At 66.5% G+C, this 22,335-nt stretch carries 30 protein-coding genes and 1 tRNA gene; 14 read left to right on the top strand and 17 right to left on the bottom strand.

Features of this window, described 5'->3' with window-relative positions:
• Positions 1–20 precede the first annotated feature (20 nt).
• The 7 genes from ILP86_RS04895 to ILP86_RS04865 all read left to right on the top strand — a co-directional run bounded on the left by ILP86_RS04895 (position 21) and on the right by ILP86_RS04865 (position 8,509).
• Positions 21–2,186: an RNA degradosome polyphosphate kinase gene (locus ILP86_RS04895; RefSeq protein ID WP_046746479.1), complete on the top strand. Its 2,166-nt coding sequence runs from the start codon at positions 21–23 to the stop codon at positions 2,184–2,186.
• Positions 2,183–3,172 carry an NUDIX domain-containing protein gene (locus ILP86_RS04890; protein WP_179515853.1) on the top strand — a complete coding sequence of 330 codons (990 nt, stop codon included), beginning with the start codon at positions 2,183–2,185 and terminating at the stop codon, positions 3,170–3,172. The genes ILP86_RS04895 and ILP86_RS04890 overlap by 4 nt, the downstream gene beginning before the upstream one ends.
• A 171-nt stretch (positions 3,173–3,343) precedes the next feature.
• Complete coding sequence (gene pstS / locus ILP86_RS04885) at positions 3,344–4,450, top strand: phosphate ABC transporter substrate-binding protein PstS (protein ID WP_058633070.1); 1,107 nt, start codon at positions 3,344–3,346, stop codon at positions 4,448–4,450.
• Positions 4,451–4,542: 92 nt separating this feature from the next.
• On the top strand, positions 4,543–5,493 hold the full coding sequence (pstC, locus tag ILP86_RS04880; RefSeq protein ID WP_021199103.1) for a phosphate ABC transporter permease subunit PstC: 951 nt from the start codon (positions 4,543–4,545) through the stop codon (positions 5,491–5,493).
• Between the two features lies 1 nt (position 5,494).
• Positions 5,495–6,598 (top strand): phosphate ABC transporter permease PstA, encoded by a 1,104-nt coding sequence (gene pstA / locus ILP86_RS04875; RefSeq protein WP_058633071.1) that lies wholly within the window; start codon positions 5,495–5,497, stop codon positions 6,596–6,598.
• 28 nt (positions 6,599–6,626) lie between these two features.
• Positions 6,627–7,406, top strand: a complete 780-nt coding sequence (gene pstB, locus ILP86_RS04870; RefSeq protein WP_017828973.1) for a phosphate ABC transporter ATP-binding protein PstB — start codon at positions 6,627–6,629, stop codon at positions 7,404–7,406.
• 251 nt (positions 7,407–7,657) lie between these two features.
• Positions 7,658–8,509, top strand: a complete 852-nt coding sequence (locus tag ILP86_RS04865; RefSeq protein ID WP_193761500.1) for a type IV toxin-antitoxin system AbiEi family antitoxin domain-containing protein — start codon at positions 7,658–7,660, stop codon at positions 8,507–8,509.
• Positions 8,510–8,712: 203 nt separating this feature from the next.
• Here the strand turns inward: ILP86_RS04865 and ILP86_RS04860 are convergent, their stop codons facing one another.
• The 4 genes from ILP86_RS04860 to sigK all read right to left on the bottom strand — a co-directional run bounded on the left by ILP86_RS04860 (position 8,713) and on the right by sigK (position 11,834).
• Positions 8,713–9,597 (bottom strand): aminodeoxychorismate lyase, encoded by an 885-nt coding sequence (locus ILP86_RS04860; RefSeq protein WP_193761499.1) that lies wholly within the window; start codon positions 9,595–9,597, stop codon positions 8,713–8,715.
• 205 nt (positions 9,598–9,802) lie between these two features.
• Complete coding sequence (locus tag ILP86_RS04855; RefSeq protein ID WP_046746474.1) at positions 9,803–10,432, bottom strand: hypothetical protein; 630 nt, start codon at positions 10,430–10,432, stop codon at positions 9,803–9,805.
• Between the two features lie 29 nt (positions 10,433–10,461).
• Positions 10,462–11,250: an anti-sigma factor domain-containing protein gene (locus tag ILP86_RS04850; RefSeq protein ID WP_113680763.1), complete on the bottom strand. Its 789-nt coding sequence runs from the start codon at positions 11,248–11,250 to the stop codon at positions 10,462–10,464.
• Positions 11,247–11,834 (bottom strand): ECF RNA polymerase sigma factor SigK, encoded by a 588-nt coding sequence (gene sigK, locus ILP86_RS04845; RefSeq protein WP_045262427.1) that lies wholly within the window; start codon positions 11,832–11,834, stop codon positions 11,247–11,249. The genes ILP86_RS04850 and sigK overlap by 4 nt, the downstream gene beginning before the upstream one ends.
• A gap of 174 nt (positions 11,835–12,008) precedes the next feature.
• Between sigK and ILP86_RS04840 the strand changes: the two genes are divergently transcribed.
• The 3 genes from ILP86_RS04840 to ILP86_RS04830 all read left to right on the top strand — a co-directional run bounded on the left by ILP86_RS04840 (position 12,009) and on the right by ILP86_RS04830 (position 13,563).
• On the top strand, positions 12,009–12,668 hold the full coding sequence (locus tag ILP86_RS04840) for a fasciclin domain-containing protein (RefSeq protein WP_046746471.1): 660 nt from the start codon (positions 12,009–12,011) through the stop codon (positions 12,666–12,668).
• 136 nt (positions 12,669–12,804) lie between these two features.
• Positions 12,805–12,877, top strand: a tRNA-Lys gene (locus ILP86_RS04835).
• Positions 12,878–13,017: 140 nt separating this feature from the next.
• Positions 13,018–13,563: a type 1 glutamine amidotransferase domain-containing protein gene (locus ILP86_RS04830; protein ID WP_046746470.1), complete on the top strand. Its 546-nt coding sequence runs from the start codon at positions 13,018–13,020 to the stop codon at positions 13,561–13,563.
• A gap of 8 nt (positions 13,564–13,571) precedes the next feature.
• On the opposite strand, the gene ILP86_RS04825 is transcribed toward ILP86_RS04830, so the two are convergent.
• Positions 13,572–14,087 (bottom strand): CGNR zinc finger domain-containing protein, encoded by a 516-nt coding sequence (locus ILP86_RS04825; RefSeq protein ID WP_058632077.1) that lies wholly within the window; start codon positions 14,085–14,087, stop codon positions 13,572–13,574.
• 25 nt (positions 14,088–14,112) lie between these two features.
• Here ILP86_RS04825 and ILP86_RS04820 point away from each other — a divergent pair, with 25 nt between their 5' ends.
• Positions 14,113–14,328: a hypothetical protein gene (locus ILP86_RS04820; RefSeq protein ID WP_046746468.1), complete on the top strand. Its 216-nt coding sequence runs from the start codon at positions 14,113–14,115 to the stop codon at positions 14,326–14,328.
• Here the strand turns inward: ILP86_RS04820 and ILP86_RS04815 are convergent.
• From ILP86_RS04815 to ILP86_RS04800, 4 genes are all read right to left on the bottom strand, one after another.
• Positions 14,318–14,851, bottom strand: coding sequence for a DUF1697 domain-containing protein (locus ILP86_RS04815; protein ID WP_193761498.1), 534 nt, complete (start codon positions 14,849–14,851; stop codon positions 14,318–14,320). The two genes, ILP86_RS04820 and ILP86_RS04815, sit on opposite strands and share 11 nt — an antisense overlap.
• Positions 14,848–15,429 (bottom strand): isochorismatase family protein, encoded by a 582-nt coding sequence (locus ILP86_RS04810; RefSeq protein ID WP_058632080.1) that lies wholly within the window; start codon positions 15,427–15,429, stop codon positions 14,848–14,850. Before ILP86_RS04810 ends, ILP86_RS04815 begins: the two co-directional genes overlap by 4 nt.
• Before the next feature lie 209 nt (positions 15,430–15,638).
• Positions 15,639–15,866 carry a DUF3263 domain-containing protein gene (locus ILP86_RS04805; RefSeq protein WP_193761497.1) on the bottom strand — a complete coding sequence of 76 codons (228 nt, stop codon included), beginning with the start codon at positions 15,864–15,866 and terminating at the stop codon, positions 15,639–15,641.
• On the bottom strand, positions 15,863–16,030 hold the full coding sequence (locus tag ILP86_RS04800) for a hypothetical protein (protein ID WP_193761496.1): 168 nt from the start codon (positions 16,028–16,030) through the stop codon (positions 15,863–15,865). Before ILP86_RS04800 ends, ILP86_RS04805 begins: the two co-directional genes overlap by 4 nt.
• Before the next feature lie 283 nt (positions 16,031–16,313).
• On the opposite strand from ILP86_RS04800, the gene ILP86_RS04795 reads away from it, so the two are divergent.
• The 3 genes from ILP86_RS04795 to ILP86_RS04785 all read left to right on the top strand — a co-directional run bounded on the left by ILP86_RS04795 (position 16,314) and on the right by ILP86_RS04785 (position 16,947).
• Positions 16,314–16,466 carry a hypothetical protein gene (locus ILP86_RS04795; protein WP_193762037.1) on the top strand — a complete coding sequence of 51 codons (153 nt, stop codon included), beginning with the start codon at positions 16,314–16,316 and terminating at the stop codon, positions 16,464–16,466.
• Positions 16,466–16,663 carry an XRE family transcriptional regulator gene (locus tag ILP86_RS04790; RefSeq protein ID WP_227750910.1) on the top strand — a complete coding sequence of 66 codons (198 nt, stop codon included), beginning with the start codon at positions 16,466–16,468 and terminating at the stop codon, positions 16,661–16,663. The genes ILP86_RS04795 and ILP86_RS04790 overlap by 1 nt, the downstream gene beginning before the upstream one ends.
• A gap of 92 nt (positions 16,664–16,755) precedes the next feature.
• Complete coding sequence (locus ILP86_RS04785; protein WP_193761495.1) at positions 16,756–16,947, top strand: hypothetical protein; 192 nt, start codon at positions 16,756–16,758, stop codon at positions 16,945–16,947.
• Between the two features lie 382 nt (positions 16,948–17,329).
• Here the strand turns inward: ILP86_RS04785 and ILP86_RS04780 are convergent, their stop codons facing one another.
• The 8 genes from ILP86_RS04780 to ILP86_RS04745 all read right to left on the bottom strand — a co-directional run bounded on the left by ILP86_RS04780 (position 17,330) and on the right by ILP86_RS04745 (position 22,331).
• Positions 17,330–17,587 (bottom strand): hypothetical protein, encoded by a 258-nt coding sequence (locus tag ILP86_RS04780; protein WP_193761494.1) that lies wholly within the window; start codon positions 17,585–17,587, stop codon positions 17,330–17,332.
• A 68-nt stretch (positions 17,588–17,655) separates the two neighbouring features.
• Positions 17,656–17,946, bottom strand: a complete 291-nt coding sequence (locus ILP86_RS04775) for a hypothetical protein (protein ID WP_193761493.1) — start codon at positions 17,944–17,946, stop codon at positions 17,656–17,658.
• The gene (locus ILP86_RS04770; RefSeq protein WP_193761492.1) at positions 17,940–19,814 is read right to left on the bottom strand and encodes a glycerophosphodiester phosphodiesterase family protein; all 1,875 of its coding nucleotides are present in this window, start codon (positions 19,812–19,814) and stop codon (positions 17,940–17,942) included. Before ILP86_RS04770 ends, ILP86_RS04775 begins: the two co-directional genes overlap by 7 nt.
• Positions 19,815–19,842: 28 nt before the next feature.
• On the bottom strand, positions 19,843–20,202 hold the full coding sequence (locus ILP86_RS04765; RefSeq protein ID WP_193761491.1) for a hypothetical protein: 360 nt from the start codon (positions 20,200–20,202) through the stop codon (positions 19,843–19,845).
• A gap of 2 nt (positions 20,203–20,204) precedes the next feature.
• A complete protein-coding gene (locus ILP86_RS04760) occupies positions 20,205–20,549 on the bottom strand; it encodes a hypothetical protein (protein WP_193761490.1) in 345 nt (114 codons plus the stop codon).
• Positions 20,546–21,181, bottom strand: a complete 636-nt coding sequence (locus ILP86_RS04755; RefSeq protein ID WP_193761489.1) for a collagen-like protein — start codon at positions 21,179–21,181, stop codon at positions 20,546–20,548. The genes ILP86_RS04760 and ILP86_RS04755 overlap by 4 nt, the downstream gene beginning before the upstream one ends.
• On the bottom strand, positions 21,178–21,549 hold the full coding sequence (locus ILP86_RS04750) for a hypothetical protein (RefSeq protein ID WP_193761488.1): 372 nt from the start codon (positions 21,547–21,549) through the stop codon (positions 21,178–21,180). The genes ILP86_RS04755 and ILP86_RS04750 overlap by 4 nt, the downstream gene beginning before the upstream one ends.
• Positions 21,549–22,331, bottom strand: a complete 783-nt coding sequence (locus tag ILP86_RS04745) for a hypothetical protein (protein WP_193761487.1) — start codon at positions 22,329–22,331, stop codon at positions 21,549–21,551. The genes ILP86_RS04750 and ILP86_RS04745 overlap by 1 nt, the downstream gene beginning before the upstream one ends.
• Positions 22,332–22,335: the final 4 nt, after the last annotated feature.

Below are 22,335 nucleotides of genomic sequence, written 5' to 3'. Positions count from 1 at the left end.
TCGGTGCTTAGATGTACCCCATGATCGATCCCGCACTCGCCGACGCCGGGCTGGGTGATGCCGAAGACGACGACTTCGACGCCATCGAGTCCTACGACGCCCAGCTCCCCGACCACCGCTACCTGGATCGCGAGCTGAGCTGGCTCGCCTTCAACCAGCGCGTGCTGGAGCTCGCCGAGGATCCGTCGCTCCCCGAACTGGAGCGGGCCAACTTCCTGGCGATCTTCGCGAGCAACCTCGACGAGTTCTTCATGGTGCGCGTCGCTGGCCTCAAGCGACGCATCATGACCGGCCTCGCCGTGCCCACCAACATCGGCCGCTCCCCCGTCGACGCCCTCGCCGACATCTCGCGCGAGGCACACGCGCTGCAGCTGCGCCACGCCGACGCATGGACGTCGCTGGTGCGACCCGCTCTCGCCGAATCCGGAATCGAGATCGCCGATTGGTCGGAGCTGACCGACGACGAGCGCACGGCGCTCTCCGAGTACTTCTCCGCACAGGTCTTCCCGGTGCTGATGCCCCTCGCCGTGGATCCTGCCCACCCGTTCCCGTACATCTCCGGTCTGTCGCTGAATCTCGCGATCCGCATCCGCAACGCCCGCACGGGGCGCCAGGAGTTCGCGCGTCTCAAGGTGCCGCCCATGCTCCCCCGCTTCGTCGAGGTACCGGGCGGCGGCGAGATCAAGCGCTTCCTGCGGCTCGAAGAGCTCATCGCCAACCATCTCGGCGACCTCTTCCCCGGCATGGAGGTGCTCGACCATCACGCGTTCCGTCTCACCCGCAACGAAGACGTGGAGATCGAGGAGGACGAGAGCGAGAACCTGATCCAGGCGCTCGAAGCCGAGCTGCTGCGTCGTCGGTTCGGGCCTCCGATCCGGCTCGAGATCACCGACGACATGGACGACGTGACCATGGACCTGCTGGTCCGGGAACTCGACATCACCGACCTCGAGGTCTATCGCCTTCCAGGGCCGCTCGATCTGCGCGGACTCTTCGACCTGTCGCGGATCGACCGCCCCGACCTGCGGTACCCGCCGCACCTGCCCACCACCGCCGTCGCCTTCCAGCCCGCGGGATCGAGCACCCGGGCCGACATCTTCAAAGCGATCCGCAAGTCCGACGTGCTCGTCCACCACCCGTACGAGTCCTTCACCACCAGCGTGCAGGCGTTCCTCGAGCAGGCCGCCCGCGACCCGCACGTGCTCGCCATCAAGCAGACGCTGTACCGCACCTCCGGAGACAGCCCCGTCGTGCAGGCGCTCATCGACGCGGCCGAGGCGGGCAAGCAGGTGCTCGCTCTCGTCGAGGTGAAGGCGCGATTCGATGAGGCGAACAACATCGTCTGGGCCCGCAAGCTGGAGAAGGCCGGCGTGCACGTGGTGTACGGCCTGGTCGGACTCAAGACGCACTGCAAGCTCGCCCTCGTGATCCGCGAGGAAGACGGCAAGCTCCAGCACTACTCGCATGTCGGCACCGGCAACTACAACCCGAAGACCAGCCGCATCTACGAGGACTTCGGACTGTTCACCGCGGATGCGCAGGTCGGAAAAGACCTGACGCGTCTGTTCAACGAACTCAGCGGCTACGCGATCGAGAAGAAGTTCAAGCGCCTGCTGGTCGCCCCTCTGCACCTGCGCAAGGGGCTCGTGCGTCAGATCGACGCGGAGCGCAAGAACGCCGAGGCCGGCATCCCCGCGCACATCCGCATCAAGGTGAACTCGATGGTCGACGAGGAGATCATCGACGCTCTATACCGGGCGAGCGCGGCAGGAGTGAAGGTCGACGTCTGGGTGCGCGGCATCTGCAGTCTCCGCACCGACCTCGACGGCATCAGCGACAACATCACGGTTCGCAGCATCCTCGGGCGTTACCTGGAGCACTCGCGTATCTTCGCCTTCGAGAACGGCGGCGACCCGCAGGTCTACATCGGCAGCGCCGACATGATGCACCGCAACCTGGACCGTCGTGTCGAGGCCCTCGTGCGCGTCACCGACCCCGCCCACCTCAAGGAGCTCAGCACGTTCTTCGACCTGGCGATGGACGACGGCACCTCGTCGTGGCACCTCGGCCCTGAGGGAGTCTGGACGCGCCACGCCACGGATGCAGACGGCAAGCCTCTGATCGACCTGCAGGATAAGACCATGGGGTTGATCCAGCGGCGCCGTCGGGCTCGGGCGGTTCGATGAGCGGCCGGCAGCTGCAGCTCCCGGCCGACACGACGACGAGTGCGAAGTGGACGGACAAGGCGGTGTACGCGGCGGGCGCCGTCGTGTGGCGTCTGGTCGACGGCAAGCTGCGCATCCTGCTGATCCACCGCACCAAGTACCGTGACGTCACGCTGCCCAAGGGGAAGGTCGACCCCGGCGAGATGCTCGCCGAGACCGCCGTCCGCGAGGTGCACGAGGAGACCGGCATCCGGGTGTCGCTGGGCGTCTCGGTCGGCGTGAGCCGGTACCTGCTCGCCTCGCAGAAGCAGAAGGTCGTGCACTACTGGGCCGCGGAGGCGACGGACGTGGCCATCCGCGAATCGACCTTCGTGCCGAACCGGGAGATCGCCGCGCTCGAGTGGGTCAGCGTGAAGAAGGCCCGCGCACGCCTGAGCTACCCGGTCGATCTCGAGATCCTGGACTTCTTCGCCAAGCTCGTCGACGACGGTGTGCTGCGCACGTTCCCGGTGATCGCGCTGCGCCATGCGAAGGCCACTGCCCGCTCGGAGTGGGACGGATCCGATGCCTCCCGCCCCCTGACCGACCGCGGACGGAAGCAGGCCAAGTCGATCGTCGGACCGCTTCGTGCCTTCGGCGTGCGCCGGATCGTGTCGAGCGATGCGGTGCGCTGCGTCGAGACGGTCACTCCGCTCGCGCGCGCGCTGGATCGCAAGATCGTGAAGACCGAGAAGATCAGCCAGGACGCCTGGGAGGACGGAGACTCCGATCTGCGTTCCGTCGTCGGCCGCCGGATCCGCGCAGGCAAGCCGGCCGTGGTGTGCAGTCACGGCCCCGTGCTGCCGGGCCTGCTCTCGGAGATCGCGCTGGCGACCGGCACCATCCAAGGGTCGTATCTCAGCAGTGCGTCGGACCTCGAACCGGCGGCGTTCTCGGTCGTGCATCTCTCTGCGACCAACCCCGGATCCGGGATCATCGCGATCGAGACGCACGTCCCCAAGGTCTGACGCTTCGACAGGCTCAACGGCCCAGGCCCGGAATCCCGCGGGAGACCCCCAGAGAGTCGCCCGCCGTTCACCTGCCGTTCACCTGCTCGGGAGAGTCTCGTTAACCGTCGCCCATAGCGTCACTGTGTGCCCTGCACCGGGCCCCACCCATTCCAGATCGAAGGATCCACAGTGAAGATCTCCCGAATCGCACGAATCGGCGCCATTGGCGCCGTCGCCGCTCTCGCACTCGCCGGCTGTGCCGCGAACGAAGCAGGCACCGGTTCCACCGACGCTCCCACCTCCGACAGCGCAGCGGTCAGCGGCTCGCTCGTCGGCGCCGGCGCCTCCTCGCAGCAGGTCGCCATCCAGGCCTGGACCGCGGAGTTCCAGAAGACCAACCCCGACGCCCAGGTCGAGTACGACCCGCAGGGCTCCGGTGGTGGACGCGAGTCCTTCCAGCAGGGCGCGGTCAACTTCGCCGGTTCCGACCGTGCGTTCAAGACCGACGAGATCTCGGCCGGCGGCTTCGGCGCCTGCGTCGACGGCTCCGACCTCGTCGAGATCCCGGCCTACGTGTCGCCGATCGCCATCGTCTTCTCCCTCGACGGGGTCGACGAGCTGAACCTCGACCCGACGACCATCGCGTCGATCTTCGCCGGCAAGATCACCAACTGGAACGACCCGGCGATCGCCAAGGACAACCCCGACGCGAAGCTCCCCGACCTCGCGATCACCCCCGTTCACCGCTCCGACAAGTCGGGCACCACGGGCAACTTCACCGACTACCTCGCGCAGACCGCGGGTGACGTGTGGACCGCAGGCAGCGTCGAGGAGTGGCCGGCCGACCTCGCCGGCGAGTCCGCGGAGAAGACCTCGGGCGTCGCCAACGCCGTCAAGGGCGGTCAGGGCCTCATCGGCTACATCGACTCCTCGCAGGCGGCGGACTTCTCGTCGGTCAACGTCAAGGTCGGCGACGAGTTCGTGCCGCACTCGGCCGAGGGCGCCGCAGCGACGCTCGACGCCTCGAAGATCGAGGAAGGCCGCACCGACGGCGACCTCGCCTTCGCGATCGACCGCACCACCACCGCCGAAGGCGCCTACCCGGTTCTCCTCGTCAGCTACCTCATCGGCTGCGCCGAGTACGAGGACGAGAACGTCGCCGCACTGACCAAGGCGTTCTTCACGACCGCGATCAGCGCCGAAGGCCAGGAAGCCGCCGCGACCAACGCCGGCAGCGCCCCGATCTCGGACGACCTGCGCACGCAGGCACAGGCTGCGATCGACCTCATCAAGTGAGCTGGTGACGGTCTCCGGGATGCCCCGCGGCATCCCGGAGACCGTCTGCTCGCGTCAGACACCCGATCTCCACTGAGCAGGAAGCAGCTCCCATGACAGCCACGACCTCGCCGGCGTCGACGCGCATCGTCGCGAAGAAACGCGCCGGTGACCTCTGGTTCTCCGGAACGGCGGTCGCCGCCGGATCCATGATCATGATCACGCTGGCCGCGGTCGCGATCTTCCTCATCGTTCAGTCGATCCCCGCCTTCACCGCGACGGCCGAAGACGCCTCGCTCCTCAAGACCAACTTCTGGGACTACGTCGGCCCGCTCCTGTTCGGGACCGTGTGGGCGGCTTTCCTCGCCCTTCTGCTGGCAGTCCCCCTCTCGCTCGGGGTCGCGCTCTTCATCACGCACTACGCCCCGCGCCGCCTCGCCCAAGGGCTCGGCTACGTGGTCGATCTGCTGGCCGCCGTCCCCTCGGTCGTGTTCGGCCTCTGGGGAATCCTGGTCCTCGCGCCGGCGGTTCAGCCCATCTACGTCTGGTTGAACACCAACGCCTCCTGGATCCCCTTCTTCGACGGTGTGGTCTCGCCCACGGGCCGCACGATCCTCACCGCCGCCATGGTGCTCGCGGTCATGGTCGTCCCGATCATCACGGCCATCTGCCGCGAAATCTTCCTGCAGACCCCTCGCCTCCACGAGGAGGCAGCCCTCGCCCTGGGAGCCACCCGCTGGGAGATGGTGCGGATGGCTGTCCTCCCCTTCGGCCGCTCCGGAATCGTGTCCGCCTCGATGCTCGGCCTCGGCCGCGCGCTCGGTGAGACCATGGCCGTCGCGATGGTGCTCTCGGTGAGCAAGGCGGTCACGTTCGAACTGCTCACCTCCACCAACCCCTCCACGATCGCCGCCAACATCGCGCTGACGTTCCCGGAGGCGTACCAGGTCAACATCAACATCCTCATCGCGACCGGTCTGATCCTGTTCGTCGTGACGTTCGCGGTGAACGCTCTCGCACGCTGGTTCGTGAACCGCCGCAAGGAATTCTCGGGAGCGAACTGACATGACCGTTACCGCCCCCGAGTCCGCTCGCACGGCCAGCGCGGCCCCCTCCCAGCTCTCGCTCAGCTCGGGACACCTCCCCCGCTGGGCGCCCTGGGCCCTGCTCGCCGTCTCGCTCCTGATCGGATTCACGCCGTTCGCCCTCGAGGCCGTCGCCAGCGGATCCGACCTCAACATCGCCGGCTCCGTCGTGCTCGGCGCTGTGATCTACCTCGTGCTCATCTACGTGATGTCGCGCATCGTCGAGGGTTCCAGGAAGGCGCTCGACCGTCTGATCACCGGCATCGTCACCTCGGCGTTCGCGATCGCGATGGTCCCGCTGGTCTCGGTGGCGATCACCGTGGTCGCCAACGGCGTCGCCCGCTTCGACGGACTCTTCTTCTCCTCGTCGATGCGTGGTGTGCTCGGCGAGGGAGGCGGCGCCCTGCACGCGGTGATCGGCACGCTGCTCGTCACGCTGGCTGCTGCGATCATCTCGATCCCCATCGGCCTCATGACGGCCGTCTATCTGGTCGAGTACGGCAAGGGCGGACGGATGGCACGCACCATCACGTTCCTCGTCGACGTCATGACGGGTATCCCCTCGATCGTCGCTGGTCTCTTCGCCTACGCGGTGTTCGCGCTGATCTTCGGGCCCGGTGTGCGTATGGGTATCGCGGGCTCGGTCGCCCTGGCCGTGCTCATGATCCCGGTCGTCGTGCGCTCCACCGAGGAGATGCTGCGGCTGGTGCCGAACGAGCTGCGCGAGGCGTCTTACGCGCTCGGCGTGCCGAAGTGGCTCACGATCGTCAAGGTGGTCCTGCCGACGTCGATCGCCGGCATCACGACGGGTGTGATGCTCGCCATCTCCCGCGTGATCGGCGAGACCGCGCCGCTGCTGCTCACGGCCGGATTCACCGACGCCATGAACTACAACCTGTTCAGCGGTCGCATGCAGACCCTCCCGGTGTTCACGTATTCGCAGTACGCGTACCAGGGCATTCCCGCTGAGGCATACGTGGAACGAGCATGGGCCGCCGCCCTGACGCTCATCATCATCGTCATGCTGCTCAACCTGATCGCGCGGCTGGTCGCGAAGATCTTCGCCCCCAAGACCGGCCGCTGAGCCTCGACCCGAAAAGCAAGGAACTGCAGTGTCCAAGAGCATCGAAGTCAACGACCTGAACGTCTACTACGGCGACTTCCTCGCCGTGGAGGGTGTCTCCCTCGACATCCAGCCGCGCAGCGTGACCGCGTTCATCGGCCCCTCCGGCTGCGGCAAGTCCACCTTCCTGCGCACGCTCAACCGCATGCACGAGGTCATCCCCGGTGCCCGCGTCGAGGGAGAGGTGCTGCTCGACGGCAAGGACCTCTACGGCCCCGGCATCGACCCGGTGCTGGTGCGTCGACAGGTCGGCATGGTCTTCCAGCGCCCCAACCCGTTCCCCACGATGTCCATCAAGGAGAACGTCCTCGCCGGCGTGAAGCTCAACAACAGCCGCATGTCGAAGAGCGATCAGGATGCGCTCGTCGAGAAGTCGCTCACGGGTGCGAACCTGTGGAACGAGGTCAAGGACCGCCTCGACAAGCCCGGCTCCGGCCTGTCCGGCGGTCAGCAGCAGCGTCTGTGCATCGCGCGCGCGATCGCCGTGTCGCCGCAGGTGCTGTTGATGGACGAGCCGTGCTCCGCGCTCGACCCCATCTCGACCTACGCCATCGAGGAGCTGATCGGCGAGCTCAAGAACGAGTTCACCATCGTGATCGTGACGCACAACATGCAGCAGGCGTCCCGAGTCTCCGACAAGACGGCGTTCTTCAACATCGCCGGTACCGGCAAGCCCGGCAAGCTCATCGAGTACGACGACACCACGAGCATCTTCACCACTCCGTCCGTGCAGGCCACCGAGGACTACGTCTCCGGCCGCTTCGGTTGAGCCCACTGCTCTCCCCTACTGCTGATTCCCCTCCCCTGCCTCCCCTGCTGCTGTTCCTCCAAAACCCAGACCACTCGAGTGGCTGCCGGCGTGTCAGCCGTTGACACGCCGTCGCACCGTCGGATGGTCTGGGTTTCGGCTTACCCGGGTCGAGGTGCACTGTGCCTGCACCGGCGCGGAATGCAGGGAGTTGTCCATAGCTCGTGCGGTTTCGGCCTCGACCGATGGCGTGCTCAGGGCAGTATCGGGCGATGTCCTTCGTGCGCGCCGCTTCTGTGCTGGGCGCGCTCGGGCGGATGGCACGGACATCGGAGCTTCGCCGGAGGGGTGTGAGCCGCGATGAGCTCTCGCGCGCGGTGCACTCCGGTGAAGTACTGCGACCGCGTCAGGGTGTCTATGCGCTGCCCGACACTGCGGAGGCCTGGATCCATGCCGCGTCTCACGGAGGAACGGTCGGATGTGCCCAAGCGGCAGCGGCGCACGGGCTCTGGGTGCTCGAGCTTCCTTCGACGAATCACATCTGGATGGGAGCTGCAGGGACTCCACGATCGCAGTGCGACGCCTGCGTGCTGCACTGGGATGAAGGCCACGTTCGCGTCGGAGAAGCCGCGCCCGTGCCGAATGCGCTCCTTCAGATCGCGGCGTGCTGCGGCGAGGACACGTTCTTCACCGCGCTCGAATCGGCTTTGCGACAATCACTGCTCTCCCCCGCTGGGCTGATCTGGCTTCGAGGCCATCGTCCGACGTCGATGCGCTGGCTCGTCGCCTTCGCTCGTGCGGATGCGGACAGCGGGCTCGAATCGCTCATCCGGCTTCGGCTGCACCGGATCGGGATATCGGTCAGGACCCAGGTTCACGTCTCCGGTGTCGGGGAGGTCGACCTCGTCATCGGCGACTTCCTGATCGTCGAGGCCGACGGCCGGGAGAACCATGCCAGGGAGAAGGAGCGGAGCAAGGACCTACGGCGTGACGCCGCGGCTGCCGCTGCCGGGTATACGACTCTGCGCTTCACGTATGAGCTGATCGTCGACGAGTGGCATCTCGTCGAGGCCGCGATCCGCGGCGCCGTCGCACGCGGAGCCCACCTCGCGCCGGCGGTCTGACTCCACCACCCCGCCCAGCCACCCCGCCCCCAGCCACCCCGTCCCCCAGCCATCCCCGTCCTCCTGCCAAAACGGAGACCAGTTGCGAAGGTGATGGCGCGTCGCGCCCAGACACGCCGTGCAGCGGACGGGTGGTCTCCGTTCTGGCGTCGCCGTGCGGGCACGGTGGGGCGGCATGGTGAGGGCGCGGTAGGTCGGAGAGGTCAGGTGCGGGGAGAGAGAAGGTAGCGGTTCAGGACGGCCGTGAGGGTGCGGTCGACCGAGAGAGGCGTGCCGTCGACGGAGGTGATGGCCGTGGCGAGGCGCACGCTCGACACGAGCCATGCAGCATCAGCCCGCGTGAGGTCGGTCGCGGGGATGCGGTCGTAGCCGGTCTCGAAGCCCTGAGCGGCGAGATGCTCGTAGACGCTGAGCTGTGTCGTCCCGTGCAGGATGCCACCGGTCGGGGCCGGTGTCAGGAAGCGGTCTCCGAATCGGAGGATCAGCGAGGCGGTCGGGGCCTCGAGCACGAAGCCGTCGCTCGAGAGGAAGATCGCATCGTCCGCTCCCCGTCGATGCGCCTCCCGAAGAGCGGCCATGTTCACGGCGTACGACAGCGTCTTCGCTCCCAGCAGCAGCCACGGAGCCCGCTCTGCGGCGTCCAGGTCGTACCCGCGGTCGAGAGTGACCACCCGCACCCCGTTCTCCCTCACGGCGGTGAAGTCGGCCGCCGGCGCAGCGGTCACCCACGCGGTCGGAGTGGGCCCGTGCTCGACTCCTCGGCTGAGGATGAGCTTGATGACGGACTCGCCCGCGCCGAGCTGTGACGCTGCATGATCGATCGCCTGTCGCCACTGCGCGAGATTCGGCACCGGGAGGTCGCACAGCCGAGCGGAGTGCGCGAGACGCTCCAGGTGCGGAACCACCTCCTGGGCATGTCCATCGATCACGCCGATGGATTCGAAAACACCGTCACCGCGCTGCGTGCTCAGCTCCCCGACGCTGAGCGCGGGCGCAGCGGCGTCCACCTGCGTGAACGTGTCCGCGAAGTCGGAGCGCTGCACGTCGGCAGCCACGGGATCGATCATGAGTGCGAAGCGCCCGGTCATGATCCGAGCCTAGAGGGCGGGAATACCCATCGCCTCATCGCGTTACAATTGAATGGCCGGGCCGCATAACCCCGGGCTCCAATTTTTGCCGCTGCGAGCGGCCTTCCGCCGAGAGGCGTTCTTGCGGCCCGGTCTTTTCATATCCGGCCGGTCTCTTCGTATCCGGGTTCCTCACGCCCTGAGCATCCTGCGCGCTGAGATCGGCTCAGGCGAGGGCGTCCGTGCGCCACAGCACGGCAGCGGCCGCCAGATCCTGGCCGTAGCTGCTGAGGCGAAGGGCCCGGGTGGTCAACTCACTGGCCCGAGCCGGCTCTGTCGGCTCGTAGTCGTCCGCGGTGTGAGTCGCACCTGACGCCTGCACCCGGCAGAACGCCGCGGCGCGGTCGAGCGCGACGGCGAAGTCACCGCGGAACGCCCCGCGCAGGATCGTGTCGATCAGCACGACCAACTCGTCGGGGCTCGCCGGCACAGGCGCCCCGGCGATCACCGCATCCGCAGACGGCAGCTCAACGCGCCCACGGTCGTACAGGAGAGCCGCCGTGTGCGGGTCGCCATGGATCGCGAGCTGCAGGACGTAGAGACGCCACAGCGCGCCGGGCAGCGTGCGCGACGGCGCCTTCGACCAGAGCTCGGCGATCTCGTCGATGCCGTGCTCGGCAGTGAATGCCACCAGGCGTTCCGCACTCGCACCGCTCTCGTCCGCACGGACGCGCGTCAAGAGGGCGGACGCCGTGGCGTGCGCGATACGAGTCTCCTCGGCGGGATCGTGCGCTCCGACGATGTTGTCGAAAGCACTCGTCGGACGACGCACGGGGCGATGGTGCTGCTCGGGCATCCCTTTAGGGTACGCGCGATCGGAGCAGCTCAGGCCGTGGGGATGACGATCACGGGGTCGGTCGTGGGCTGGCCGGTGGGTGATCCGCCTGCCTGCTCGACCGTGACTGCGATCGCGTCGCCCGCCTGCATGTCGCCGGCGAGCAGTGCCGTGGCATCACCGCCGTCGACATCGAAGACACCGGCGGAGACCGGCGCATCGCCGCGCACGAACCACAGCTCGTACGTCTTGCCGTCGCCGGCGCTCGGAAGACCATCCGCCACGAGGACGGCCTTGCCCGCAGAGCCGGACCAGTGCGCGGTCGCGGTTCCGCCACCGTCGAGTTCCACCGTCGCCTGCTGAGCGTCTCCTGAGGCCTCGATCTCCTGCAGAGCGACAACGCTCGCCGGCGGGTTCAGCTGCTGGTTGAGAGCGATCGCTCCGACTCCGACTCCGACCAGCAGGGCGAGGCACGCTGCCAGGGCGAAGATGGTCCGCGTCCAACGGCGCGGCTTCTCGCGTTCGGGCTGACCCTCAGGCGCGGACCCGTTCCATGGCTCGAGCCGAGGCGCATCATCCGAGACCTCGCGATCGGTTCGATCCTCCCCGTCTTGAGGGATGGTGGCGATCTGGGCGAGCAGGGCGGAACGGATGTGCGCGGGGGGCGTGACGGGCTCCACGGAGTCTGAGAGGAGCGCAGCCGTCGCGATATCCGCATCCACCGTTTCCTCCCCCTCGAGGTGCTCTGCGAGGGCGGCTCGATAGCGACGTTCGTCGTCAGCGGAGAGCGCATGCAGGGCGGCACCTGCCGCGAGCTCCTCGAAGTCCTTCTCGTTCATGCCGTCACCCCCATCGCCGTGCGCAGACGGCTGAGCCCGTCTCGCATCCGTGTCTTGATTGTCCCCAGCGGCGCCCCGACGAGGGCCGCGATCTCGTTCTGACTGTAACCGCCGTAGTAAGCGAGGACGAGTGCTTCCCGCTGCGCTTCCGGAAGCCCCGAAAGCGCCTCGACGACCTTCCCTCCTTCGATCCCCAATTCGACCTGCTCCGCCACACTGTCGTGCGCGATGCCGATGTCCTTGAATCCTGCCCGTACATCCCGGTCGGCACTCGACTGCGATGCTCGCACTCGATCGACGGCCCGGCGATGAGCGATCGTCATGATCCACGCTCGTCCTTGACCTCTGTTCGGAGCGAAGCGCGAAGCGGATTGCCAGATCTCCAGAAAAACCTCTTGCAGCACCTCTTCGCTCTGAGAGCGGTTGACCAGCACGCGGAGGATGAGACCGAACACGCGAGAGGAGAGGGTGTCGTAGAGAGTCGCGAAGGCAGCCTGATCACCGGACGCGACGCGGACGAGGAGGTCGGCGACAGCATCCTGCGTCGCTCCTTCGTCGGGAACGTCGAAACCATCGATGACCATCTCTCACAGCATGCCGCATCAGAGGCTCTATCGCGCGCAGGCGTCACCTGAATGTGACGGATCGGAGCACCGATCAGAAACTTTTCTCAGATTCGTCCCATCCGATCCGGATGGGGCTCCGAACAGCACTCGACGCCACGGAGAGGCCGTGGCTCAGTTCTGAAGGAGCTCGACATGTTCAGCACCAAGAAGAAGGTCACCGCGGCAATCACCCTCGGCCTGGCGAGCGCGTTCCTGCTCTCCGCCTGTTCCATGGGCAGCGGCAGCACCTCGGACTCGTCGTCCGAGCCGAAGGCACCGGAGACGTCGGAGTCGACGCCGATGGAGATGGACCCGGCCGCCAACCTGGTCGGCCCCGGTTGCGCGGCATACGCCGACGCTGTGCCGGACGGCGCGGGCTCGGTCGCCGGTATGGCTGAGGACCCGGTGGCGGTTGCCGCCTCCAACAACCCGCTGCTGACCACGCTGGTCGCTGCGGTCAGCGGAAAGCTCAACCCCGACGTCGACCTGGTCGACACCCTGAACGGCGGCGAGTTCACCGTCTTCGCTCCGGTGGATGACGCTTTCGCGAAGATCGACCCGGCCACCATCGAGGCTCTCAAGACCGACAGCGCGACGCTGAGCTCGATCCTGACGTACCACGTGGTCCCCGGCCAGATCGAGCCGGCCGACATCGACGGCACGCACACCACGGTGCAGGGTGCTGACCTCGAGGTCACGGGCAGCGGCGATGACCTGATGGTCAACGACGCCAAGGTGATCTGCGGTGGAGTCAAGACCGCGAACGCGACCGTGTACCTCATCGACACGGTTCTGATGCCCCCGGCTTCCTGAGCCTGGGACAGCCGGGTGGGAGGACACCCGGCACGCGCCCTTCTCGGGGCAGGGGGAGGAACCCGGGAAGGAAAGGGGCCGTCGGCGGTGCTGTGTCGCCGACGGCCCCTCGTCGTGCGCACTAGACTTGACGCAGGGGCCTCTAGCTCAGTTGGCAGAGCATCGGACTTTTAATCCGCGGGTCGTGGGTTCGAGCCCCACGGGGCCCACCGCACGTCGTCGTATCTGACCGACGACCTTCCTGTACCACCGGCTCTTCGCATCGGCCACCCCCTTTCGCCTCCGCTTGACCTGAGAGATGGTCGAGTCGTCCCCGAACGGCGGACGACACTCCAGGAAAGGATGAACGATGACCCTCAGCGGCAGCCGCGTGGCATTCCTCGCAACGGACGGATTCGAGGACAGCGAACTCACCAGTCCCTGGGAAGCGGTGACGGCAGAAGGCGCGAGCGCGACCATGATCGCCCCGGACGGCGCAGCCATCACCGGCAAGAACGGGCACGAGCAGGCCGTGGATCTGCACGCGTCGGAGACGACAGCTGATCAGTTCGATGCCCTGGTCTTGCCCGGAGGCGTCGTCAATGCGGATCACCTGCGCATGGACAAGGCCTCCATCGAACTGGCGCGGGCTTTCTTCGAGCAGCACAAGCCGGTCGGCGTGATCTGCCACGGCGCCTGGATCCTCATCGAGGCGGGCGTCGTCGATGGGCGGACACTCACCAGCTATCCGAGTCTGACCACCGACCTGCGCAACGCGGGCGCGACGTGGGTCGATGAGGAGGTCGTGGTCGACGAGGGGCTCGTCTCCAGTCGAACCCCCGACGACCTCCCGGCGTTCAACGCGAAGCTGGTCGAGGAGATCGGCGAAGGCAAGCACGCCGGGCAGACCGCCTGACGACAGGGCTAGGCCCGCGCCCGATGCCGACGCACCGCCGCACGGTTGGCGCAGCGCACGGAGCAGAAGCGTTGACGACCGTTGCGCGTCACATCCGCGACGACGTTGGTGCAGGGCGCGGCCTGGCAGCGGCTCAAGCGGTTCATGCCCCGGGTGACCAGGTGCAGCGAGGTGCCGAGGCTGATGATCGCCCTCAATACGAAGGGCAGCGACGGCACGTCGTCCCGATAGTGCAGGTGCCACCCCTCGCCGTCGTGGTTCGTCAACCGGGGGTAGGCGGCCGCGACGGCGAGTTGCGCGTTGAGGAGCGCTGCTCGCGCGTCGGGGTCGGGCTCATCGACGATGGCGAGCCATTCGTCGATGACGTCCCTGACCCGCTCGTAGTCGCCGGGAGCCGCTGGGAAGGTCATCGTCATCCCCTGCGCGAGTGTGCGCTCCTCGATCCCGGCGCGGTCGGCCGGCCAGTCGTTGGCGAGAGAAGCGGCGAGCAGTACCGCGTATTCACCGTAAGGGTTGAGATGCATAAGACCATTACATCACGCTGGATGCATGACCTCGCAGAGCACTCTTCCCATCCCGCGCATCCACCCGTCGACCGCCCCCCACGAACACGCCTGGACGGTGGAGTCCCGGCACCCGACGAGCGAGGGCATCGTGCTCTACGTGCGATGCACGAGCTGCCGCGTACACCGCGTCGACGTGCAGCCGCACCCTCACACGCCGCCGACGGCGCTGAGCGCGGAACTGCCGGGCGTCATGCCGTGAGCTCGATGAGCTTGCGCGTCGTCCTCAGATTTCGAGCCGTCCCCGCGACGCCCAGCGCACGGTCCAGCACCGCTTTCGTGAGCTTGGTCGAGTGCACGCCGTCCTCACCGTAGTCGATCCACAGATCGTTCCCGATCAGCGCGATGCGCTCCGCCGGGAGCAAGCGGAGCTGCAACGCGTCGATCGCGCCCGCAGAGGGCGCCCCCTCCAGGAACATCGCGTGCACGAACTTCTGATCCCCCTCGGGGAACGGCTGCGCGGACTCGGAGGAGAGCAGCTGCGCGTGCGTGCGGTGGATGACGGGCGTGTCGACCCCGAACTCGTCGTGGATGACCACCCGCACAGCTGCACACGCGACGGCGGGATCGTCCGGTGTCGCGCACACGATGTTGCCGCTCGCGATGTACGTGGAGACATCCGACAGGTCGGTTTCGGCCGCGAGCGCTTCGCGGAGGCGCGCCATCGGCACGCTGTTACGGCCGCTGACGTTGACCGCCCGCAGCAGCAGGACGCTGCGCCTCACTCGCGGGCGCTCTCGACCAGCTCCGCCCCCGCATGGACGAGTTCGGCGAGGGCTGCCTCGCTGGGCTCCGCCGCGACGCCGGCGACGAGGTCGGTGAGGATACGGACCCGCACCCCGTGAGCGATCGCATCGAGGGCGCTCGCCCGCACGCAATGATCGGTCGCGAGGCCGACCACGTCGGCGCTCGACGCGCCTGCTTCCGCAAGTATCGCGCCGACCGTCTCCCCCGCCTCCGTCCGCCCCTCGAACATCGAGTAAGCCGGTATCCCCTGCCCCTTGCGGACATGGTGCGTGACGGCATCGGTCACGAACAGAGGGTCGTACTCGGCACCCTCGGTCCCCGCGACACAGTGCACAGGCCAGGAGTCGACATAGTCGGGGTCCTCCGCGAAGTGCCCGCCGTTGTCGCCATCGGCATCGTGCCAATCCCTCGACGCGACGATCACGTCGTAGTCGGCCGCGTGGAGGGCAAGGAACTCGGTGACGGCAGCAGCCACCGCATCACCGCCCGCGACGGCAAGGGCGCCGTGCTCGGTGAAATCGTTCTGCACATCGACGATGAGAAGCGCTCTGCTCATGTTTCGAGAGTACGCGGTGAGGAACGGGAAAGGCCCCGTGATGTTCTTCGCATCACGGGGCCTTCGGAGCCGCTTGTCAGAATCGAACTGACGACCTTTTCATTACGAGTGAAATGGTGTAGCCCAAATCGCACCCACAAACCCTTGATTTCTAGCCAGCATACCTCGAAGGCTGTGACGAAGTGCACACAGAGGTGCACACATTCAGATCAGGCCGCTCGGCGCTCACGTTCACCAGCGCGCCGGGTGGCGCGTTCCCTGATCATGCGTGCGGTCGTGGGGTCGGCCGCGATCCCCTCAGTCGATCGTGCGGCCCTGGCGAGGAGCACGTAGTACCTGACCTCGGTGATCCCGAGCTCGTGGCGGATGCGCGCTGCCTTGGTGGGCGTGTGGCGCGGGTGTCTCGCTTCGAAGGCGAGGAGCACGGCGGGTGTCATCGTCCGTCCTCTTTCCGGTTCGCGGTGCGCACGTGTCGCTTGTAGGCGGTCTGCGCGGCTTGCCGGGTCAGACCTGACCCTTTGCTCCCGCACTCGCACGCCCAGCTGACCCGGAGGCGGTCGTTGCGGTCGTAGTCCGCGCTGAGGTCGGTGATCTGGTGCATGGGGTCATGATGCACCCGGGTTCAGACATCCACCCTTGCCCTATACATACATTGTATGTATACTGGAATCACAACAACACAGAGAGAGGAGGTGACACATGGATCACCTGCTGGAAGCCCTCGGAACCTTCTTCACAGGACTCGCAGCCCTCATCCTCGCAATCACGGCCCTCACAGACCGGAAGCGAAAGAAGAGGAAACGAAGACCGAAGAAGTAAGAGGAGGGGATCGGAACTAGAACTAGTAGCTCCGATCCCCCACCTTCCAGTATCCATGGATCATCATGAACACCAACACACTCAAATACGGCGCCGGCGTCTTCGCTCTCGCCTCCGCCACCTGGTCATTCGCCAGCGGCAATTTCTGGCCCGGACTGCTCGCAGTCATTGCGGCCGGGCTCATCGTCGTGTCCATCATCCGCGATCGGGAAGACTGATGGAGCGCTACCTGTCACGCGCTGAGTTCGCCGAACGCATCGGGGTGCTCACCGGCACCCTCTCCCGCTACAAGCTCCCCGAACCCGACGCCATGATCGGGAGCACGCGCGGATGGACCGCCGAGACGATCGACACCTGGAACGCCGCGCGACCGCGAAAAGGGGGCCGGGCTGTAGAAGATCCAAACCTCAGCTAGCGATTAGAAAACCCCATACCGCTCATAAGAAATACGCGTAGACTCGCGACTGTTGACCACTACAGTGGCACGTATGCACGAACAAGAGGGAGATGATGAACATGCTGCGTCGCAAGCAACATCGTACCCGAGTGGGCCTCCCCCACACCCCGAGGATGCTCACGCCCGACGAGCTGATCGTGATGGAACCGGAGGAGCAGTTTCAGCACTTGCTCCGCGAGATGAACCGGTCGATCCCAGAGAACCCGGTAATCAACTCGAACATGGTGGCGACGAACCACTGACCGCAGAGATCGTAGACGAGGTAACGTCTAGGGTCACGCGTACGTTGAGCCGTTCAGTCCGCGGCCCTATCCCATCGCCCGAGCTCTTCGCTGCGTACGACGCCGACACGCGCGAACGCATCTTGCGGATGGCAGAGGCTGGTTCGTCCGATGAGTCGCGGCGACGTGACGCAATCGTGGAGTCTTCGACCAAGGTAGCCCAGAGGTCGCAATGGGTCACTCTCTTGATGTATTTCGGAGCATTCGCGGGTGCACTCGGCAGTTACGCGCTGTTCCAGTACCCCCTGCTGTCGATAGCCTTCCTGTCTCTGCCTGTCTTCAAAGTCATCGGCGCCACCGTCACATCGTCCGTTCGGAAGCGCGAACCCGACGAGGACGAGGACTAGCGTCGCCCGTTTGGTGGCCCGCTGTGAACCTCGTCCTGCTGCTTCTTGTGAGCGGCATACAGCCGTTCACAGGCGTGGGACAGGGTGTTTGACCATCCGATGAGTTCGCCTCGCAGTGTGACCTTGTAGCGGACGACGCCTGACACACGCCGCAGCTCTATCCGGCCAAACGCTTCCACCTCGTGCGGTGCTTTCATCACCCACAGGGCAGGTTGCGGCTCGTCGGTCCAGAAGATCGGGTGCCACTGGGTCATGCCCCCATGATGAGGGGAGCCAACGACAAAGAACCCCCACCCGGCGCGAGTCCGAGTGGGGGCTTCTGTCAGTTCTGGTCGAGGTCGGGTTCGATGCGGATCAGGCACTGGCCTTTCGTCGGCGCCGTGCGCGTCTCTCCCGCCTGGGTGATCTCGAGTTCGAGGTAGTGTCTTCCCTCGGCCCACGTCCCGTCGAGGGTGTGCGTCACTTCCCCGTTCGTCGCGTCGGTCACCGTGTGGTCGAGCTCCTCGAACACGCCCTCACGGGAGAGGTGGCGCACGAGGAGTCGTACGGTCGCCCCTGTGATGTCATGGTTCACGGTGAACGTCACCGGGAACTTGTCGCCCTGCTTCACCATGTGGCCTCCAATGTGAGTTCCGGCACGGTGGCCGTCAGGTTGAGCGCGTCGATCGACGCTTCCAAGGTCAGGCGTGCAGGCCAGTCGACGGGCGGGGCATCGATGACACCCTGTCCGGTGATGTTGAGTTCGCCGACGCCTGTGCGCGTGATCTCTGCAGAGACAGACGCGGCGCCGTCGAGCACCACGACGGCTTCCCCGGTTCGCTGCACCTCGACCGTTGTTGTTGCCGAGCCGGATAGGCCCAGGTCCCCCGCGCCGTGCGTGTTGACCTCGAGACCGGCGACCGCGGTGCCGGTGACTGCGAGTTCGCCGGCGCCGGCACGTGTCACGGAAACGGTGCGGGTGGCTGAGCCGTCGATGCCGAGCGTTCCCACTCCTGTCCGCGTGATGGACAGAGTGCGGGTAGCCGTTCCGGAGAGCTGCAGGGTGCCCGTTCCGGTGAGCGTGGACGCGCCGACAGCGGCGATCCCTGCCACGTTGGCGCACTGCACCATGCGGGCGCCACGACTGATCGCCGTGTTGTAGTTCGCCTGCGATGCGGCGATGTGCCCGACCACGGGTTTCCCGTAGGAGAGGACCGCATCCCACGCCGACTGTGCGGCGTCGTAGTTCATGCCGAGGATCGACCAGTGGGACTGATCCGCCGCGAGTCCACCGCTCGTCACGTCCGTGTCGTAGAAGTACCCCCACGTCTGATACCCGCGGGCGGTGGCGGCGTCCGCGAGTCCTGTGGCACCTGCGCCGACACCGTAGAACTTGACGACGATCTTCGTGTTGCCACCGTGCGCGTCGAGCAGGTTCAGGAACTCGGTGTTGTAGGTGCCGATCGCGTGCTTCGGATCAACGATCACCACATGCGTGCCAGTGAAGTCGTCCAGGAACTGATCGAGCCGATAGTACGGGCGGGGTGTCCCAGCCGCGTTCAACGAGTTCTGGTACGTCTGCACCTGAGCCCACGTCATCGTCGAGATGTCCGGGAGGCCCGTGGTCTGCGACGTGCGGTTCAGGGATGCGTCGTGCACGCCCACCCACACGCCGTCACTGGTGTGATTCGCGGAGAACTCCAACGCGCCATATCCAGCCAGCGCGGCCTGTTCGTAGGCGTACTTGCTCATCTCGGGCCAGTTGGTCGATCCGCCGCGGTGCGCCCAGGTTGCTCCGGGCGTGGCGAGCATCTGCGACACCGACGAGAAGCCCGGAGGGGTGACGACAGGTGCGGTGCTCGGGATGGCGACCTGCATCGCCCAGCCGTTCGAGTCTTGTGCCGACGAGTAGGTGACCGTCAGGTCACCCGATGCGCCCGCCGTCGTCATCGACTTCTGGTAGATACCGATGGTCTCGAGGTAGTTGGGGATCTGCTCCACCCACCGTGCCCGCGTCCACCCTGCCGGTGACGTGCCGGTGATCTCATCGGTGGCGACCTGTGCGCTCGTCGCCTCTTGCGTGATCGCGACGACGACCGAGCTCGCCGGCGCCGTAAGTGACGGGGCGATGTTCTGGCTGCGTGGCGACGCGCCAACCGTGGATCGGCTGCGTGAGGCACCGACGACACGGTTCGCCCAGTCGCCAGTCCCCCAGACCACACCGAACGTCATCGCGTTTAACACCGACGTGGTGAACGTGGCCGTGTTGCCGTCACCGAGTTGCTTGACCCGCCCCCACATCTGGTTGCGGCGCGTGCCCGTCGTCTCGACAGCCTTCAGCACCTCCCACCCGGCAGGTGCGGTGAACGTCGCCGTGGACGATGCGGACATGAGTGACACGATCACCCATGCCCCCACCGGCACGTCAGCGATGCTCACCGCGGGACTCAGAGAGTCATTCACACGGGTGTACGCGGTTCCCAGCACTGCGGCATCAGCCATGACTACCTCCGATGCCCAGGAAGATCGATCAGCCGACCGAGGTGACGTTGACCATGGGAACCACGTTCACCACTGTCTGACTGGGAAGCGGCCCGGTCGGGGACGAGAGCGCGAAGCCGCCAACGAACGTGCCGCCGGTAGCAGCCGTCCAAATGCCCCCATGCGAGTAGTTGCCGCTGGCGACATCCACGGCCACGCTGGATCCGGACACCACACCGTCGACCGCGCCGCCAGCCCATGCGGTCTGCTTCCGCGAGTACGCGGGAGTACCCCCGGTGGCCTCCGAAGCGCCCGTGACGCCCGGGTCAGCCGTGTGCAGGCTGATCCAGTTACCGCGCGCAGTGACGGCGAGGGCCGCCGCTTCCTTCGAGTCGTTCGTGAAAGCCATGGTCAGCCTCGCTTCCGGTCGCGGCGGAGAGTGACTCGCTGCACGGCCATCTCGACGGAGGCCTCAGCTTCGGGGGCGTCCAGTACGGCCTGGCGCACCAGCGTCACGTCGGCGTAGTCCTTCGGGATGCCGTTCGACACGATCGAAAGCGCGGACGCGGCACCAGCGAGAACCGCCGTGGCGACCGCGCCAGCCGCAGCGAGGCCGACACCGAGAAGGGCATCACCAGTTGTGGGGATCGTGATCGCTGCGATCGGGATCACCGACGCGAGCGACTGGGTGGCGGTGCGGATGAAACCTCGCTTCGCGGCGAGCTTCGTCGCGGCGGGGATGATGGGGTCAGTCATGGGGTTACTCCTTCGATGAGTGGTGTCCTGCACACGCCCGCATCTGCGGTCGTGGAATCGGTGTAGGTGACGGTCCAGCGGCCCGTGGTGTCGTCGCAGTACAGCGACTCGATACCGCGACCATCAGCGCCAGCAGGTCCGGCTGGACCTTGTTCGCCTTGCGGGCCGGGGGTGGTTGAATCTGCGCCGTCCTTGCCAGCGGGTCCAGCAGGCCCGGCAGGGCCGGGGACCGTGGAGTCCTTCCCGTCGCGGCCTTGGGCGCCGGCTGGGCCAGGGACGGTCGAGTCCTGTCCGTCGCGGCCGGGCGCACCCGTTGGCCCTGGCACTGTCGAGTCGGTGCCGTCCTCGCCGTCCTGACCGGGTAGACCGCGGTCGCCCTTCTGTCCTGCTGGGCCGGGCGCGACCTCGGCGGGCGGTTCGCCTTCCGGCTCGACGCCTTCCGCGAGCAGTTGCTCGTACAGGCTCTGCGCGTTCTCCTGCGACGCCTGCAGATCGGCATACATGTCTTGGTTCTCAGCACGGAGCTGCGCGTTGTTCAGCGACACCAGCACGATCGCTCCGAGCACCATGAGGACGATCGCTGCGCCCATGATCTTGTACGCGACCGTCCACGCCTTGGTAGAGATGTTCACGGGGAGCCTCCTACAAGCTGTTGCAGTCCAGATGTGACGGTCCACGTGACAACGCCGCCGATGATCGCGAGCACGGAACCGAAAGCGGCGAGACCGATCGAGAAGAACTGCTGGGCCTTGCCCTTGCGCTGTTCCTCCGCGATGCGGCGTTGTTCCTTCTCGCGGTCGTCGGCATCCGTCTCGAGGGCACGAATGCGAGCGTCCTGCCGGTCGTCGCGTTCTTTCTGGTTCGCCTGCACCTGCGCGAGCATCGCCGAGGTGACCATGTCGCGTGCGAGGCCGTCGAGCCGTCCGTTGATCTCTGACCGGGTGTCGCGGAGGTCGCCGCGCAGGATGTTGAACAGGGAGGGCGGCAGCTCCTCAGACATCAGCTCGGCAAGCCTGCGATGTATGCGGCCGTCTCCTCCGACGTGATCCTGACCTGCTCGATGCCGGCGCGGCCCGCGTTGACGGCGGACCACATGCCGCCTTCTGTCGCCTGGCCGGTCAGCGGGTTGAGGACGACGAACTTTCCGTTGCGAATGTCCCAGATGTGCAGGTCGCATCCGAAGCGGTGCAGGAGCGCGGGGAGCCTGTCGAGGGGTACATCCGCCCACGCGTCGTCAGCGCGGACGACGTTCTTGATCCACTCGGGGTTGTCAGCCCCGATCATGTGGCTGAACACGCCGGGCGCGAGAGTGCACAGATGCTCTCCCCGCGTACCGGCATTGATCCTGAGTGCGAGCATGTCGTCCTCCTCCATAGGTGTTCTGGTCGATTCGCCGGCTGGCGTCGGGTCGTTGCGGTGCTTGTCGCGCTCCGGGAAGTACTCGAAGTGCCAAGGTTCGACGAGCGTTCGGCGACCGTTGACGGTGCGATAGACCGTCTGGAACCACCCGTGCTCGTTCATCAGGGCGACGTTGCGCTCGTCGGTGTCCTTCGCGCGCCCCTTCTGGTGCACGCTCGGGGTGTCCGGGTGCAGCGCGATCGGCTTCCCGTACTTCAGGAACGTGAGCCAGTGCGCGTTCTGCTGCTCCCACGATCGACCGGCTTCGGTGATCTGCTGCGGATGCCCGAGAACACGGTCGATCCGCGCCTGACTCTTCGCTGCTTCGGCCTCGAGCCATCCACGGCCGTGACCGATGTCGGTCGTGCTGAATGTGCCGCCCATGTCG

It is taken from the genome of Microbacterium sp. R1, from assembly GCF_015159725.1.
In the GTDB taxonomy this organism is placed as follows: Bacteria; Actinomycetota; Actinomycetes; order Actinomycetales; family Microbacteriaceae; genus Microbacterium; species Microbacterium oxydans.
This window is presented reverse-complemented; position numbering and strand designations above follow the sequence as displayed.

Coding starts and splice junctions, on each gene's coding strand:
- ILP86_RS04895 (WP_046746479.1), top strand. CDS start 21: ATGATCGATCCCGCACTCGCCGACGCCGGGCTGGGTGATGCCGAAGAC.
- ILP86_RS04890 (WP_179515853.1), top strand. CDS start 2,183: ATGAGCGGCCGGCAGCTGCAGCTCCCGGCCGACACGACGACGAGTGCG.
- pstC (WP_021199103.1), top strand. CDS start 4,543: ATGACAGCCACGACCTCGCCGGCGTCGACGCGCATCGTCGCGAAGAAA.
- pstA (WP_058633071.1), top strand. CDS start 5,495: ATGACCGTTACCGCCCCCGAGTCCGCTCGCACGGCCAGCGCGGCCCCC.
- ILP86_RS04865 (WP_193761500.1), top strand. CDS start 7,658: ATGTCCTTCGTGCGCGCCGCTTCTGTGCTGGGCGCGCTCGGGCGGATG.
- ILP86_RS04860 (WP_193761499.1), bottom strand. CDS start 9,597: ATGACCGGGCGCTTCGCACTCATGATCGATCCCGTGGCTGCCGACGTG.
- ILP86_RS04855 (WP_046746474.1), bottom strand. CDS start 10,432: ATGCCCGAGCAGCACCATCGCCCCGTGCGTCGTCCGACGAGTGCTTTC.
- ILP86_RS04850 (WP_113680763.1), bottom strand. CDS start 11,250: ATGAACGAGAAGGACTTCGAGGAGCTCGCGGCAGGTGCCGCCCTGCAT.
- sigK (WP_045262427.1), bottom strand. CDS start 11,834: ATGGTCATCGATGGTTTCGACGTTCCCGACGAAGGAGCGACGCAGGAT.
- ILP86_RS04840 (WP_046746471.1), top strand. CDS start 12,009: ATGTTCAGCACCAAGAAGAAGGTCACCGCGGCAATCACCCTCGGCCTG.
- ILP86_RS04830 (WP_046746470.1), top strand. CDS start 13,018: ATGACCCTCAGCGGCAGCCGCGTGGCATTCCTCGCAACGGACGGATTC.
- ILP86_RS04825 (WP_058632077.1), bottom strand. CDS start 14,087: ATGCATCTCAACCCTTACGGTGAATACGCGGTACTGCTCGCCGCTTCT.
- ILP86_RS04820 (WP_046746468.1), top strand. CDS start 14,113: ATGACCTCGCAGAGCACTCTTCCCATCCCGCGCATCCACCCGTCGACC.
- ILP86_RS04810 (WP_058632080.1), bottom strand. CDS start 15,429: ATGAGCAGAGCGCTTCTCATCGTCGATGTGCAGAACGATTTCACCGAG.
- ILP86_RS04805 (WP_193761497.1), bottom strand. CDS start 15,866: ATGACACCCGCCGTGCTCCTCGCCTTCGAAGCGAGACACCCGCGCCAC.
- ILP86_RS04800 (WP_193761496.1), bottom strand. CDS start 16,030: ATGCACCAGATCACCGACCTCAGCGCGGACTACGACCGCAACGACCGC.
- ILP86_RS04795 (WP_193762037.1), top strand. CDS start 16,314: ATGAACACCAACACACTCAAATACGGCGCCGGCGTCTTCGCTCTCGCC.
- ILP86_RS04790 (WP_227750910.1), top strand. CDS start 16,466: ATGGAGCGCTACCTGTCACGCGCTGAGTTCGCCGAACGCATCGGGGTG.
- ILP86_RS04785 (WP_193761495.1), top strand. CDS start 16,756: ATGATGAACATGCTGCGTCGCAAGCAACATCGTACCCGAGTGGGCCTC.
- ILP86_RS04780 (WP_193761494.1), bottom strand. CDS start 17,587: ATGACCCAGTGGCACCCGATCTTCTGGACCGACGAGCCGCAACCTGCC.
- ILP86_RS04775 (WP_193761493.1), bottom strand. CDS start 17,946: ATGGTGAAGCAGGGCGACAAGTTCCCGGTGACGTTCACCGTGAACCAT.
- ILP86_RS04770 (WP_193761492.1), bottom strand. CDS start 19,814: ATGGCTGATGCCGCAGTGCTGGGAACCGCGTACACCCGTGTGAATGAC.
- ILP86_RS04765 (WP_193761491.1), bottom strand. CDS start 20,202: ATGGCTTTCACGAACGACTCGAAGGAAGCGGCGGCCCTCGCCGTCACT.
- ILP86_RS04760 (WP_193761490.1), bottom strand. CDS start 20,549: ATGACTGACCCCATCATCCCCGCCGCGACGAAGCTCGCCGCGAAGCGA.
- ILP86_RS04750 (WP_193761488.1), bottom strand. CDS start 21,549: ATGTCTGAGGAGCTGCCGCCCTCCCTGTTCAACATCCTGCGCGGCGAC.
- ILP86_RS04745 (WP_193761487.1), bottom strand. CDS start 22,331: ATGGGCGGCACATTCAGCACGACCGACATCGGTCACGGCCGTGGATGG.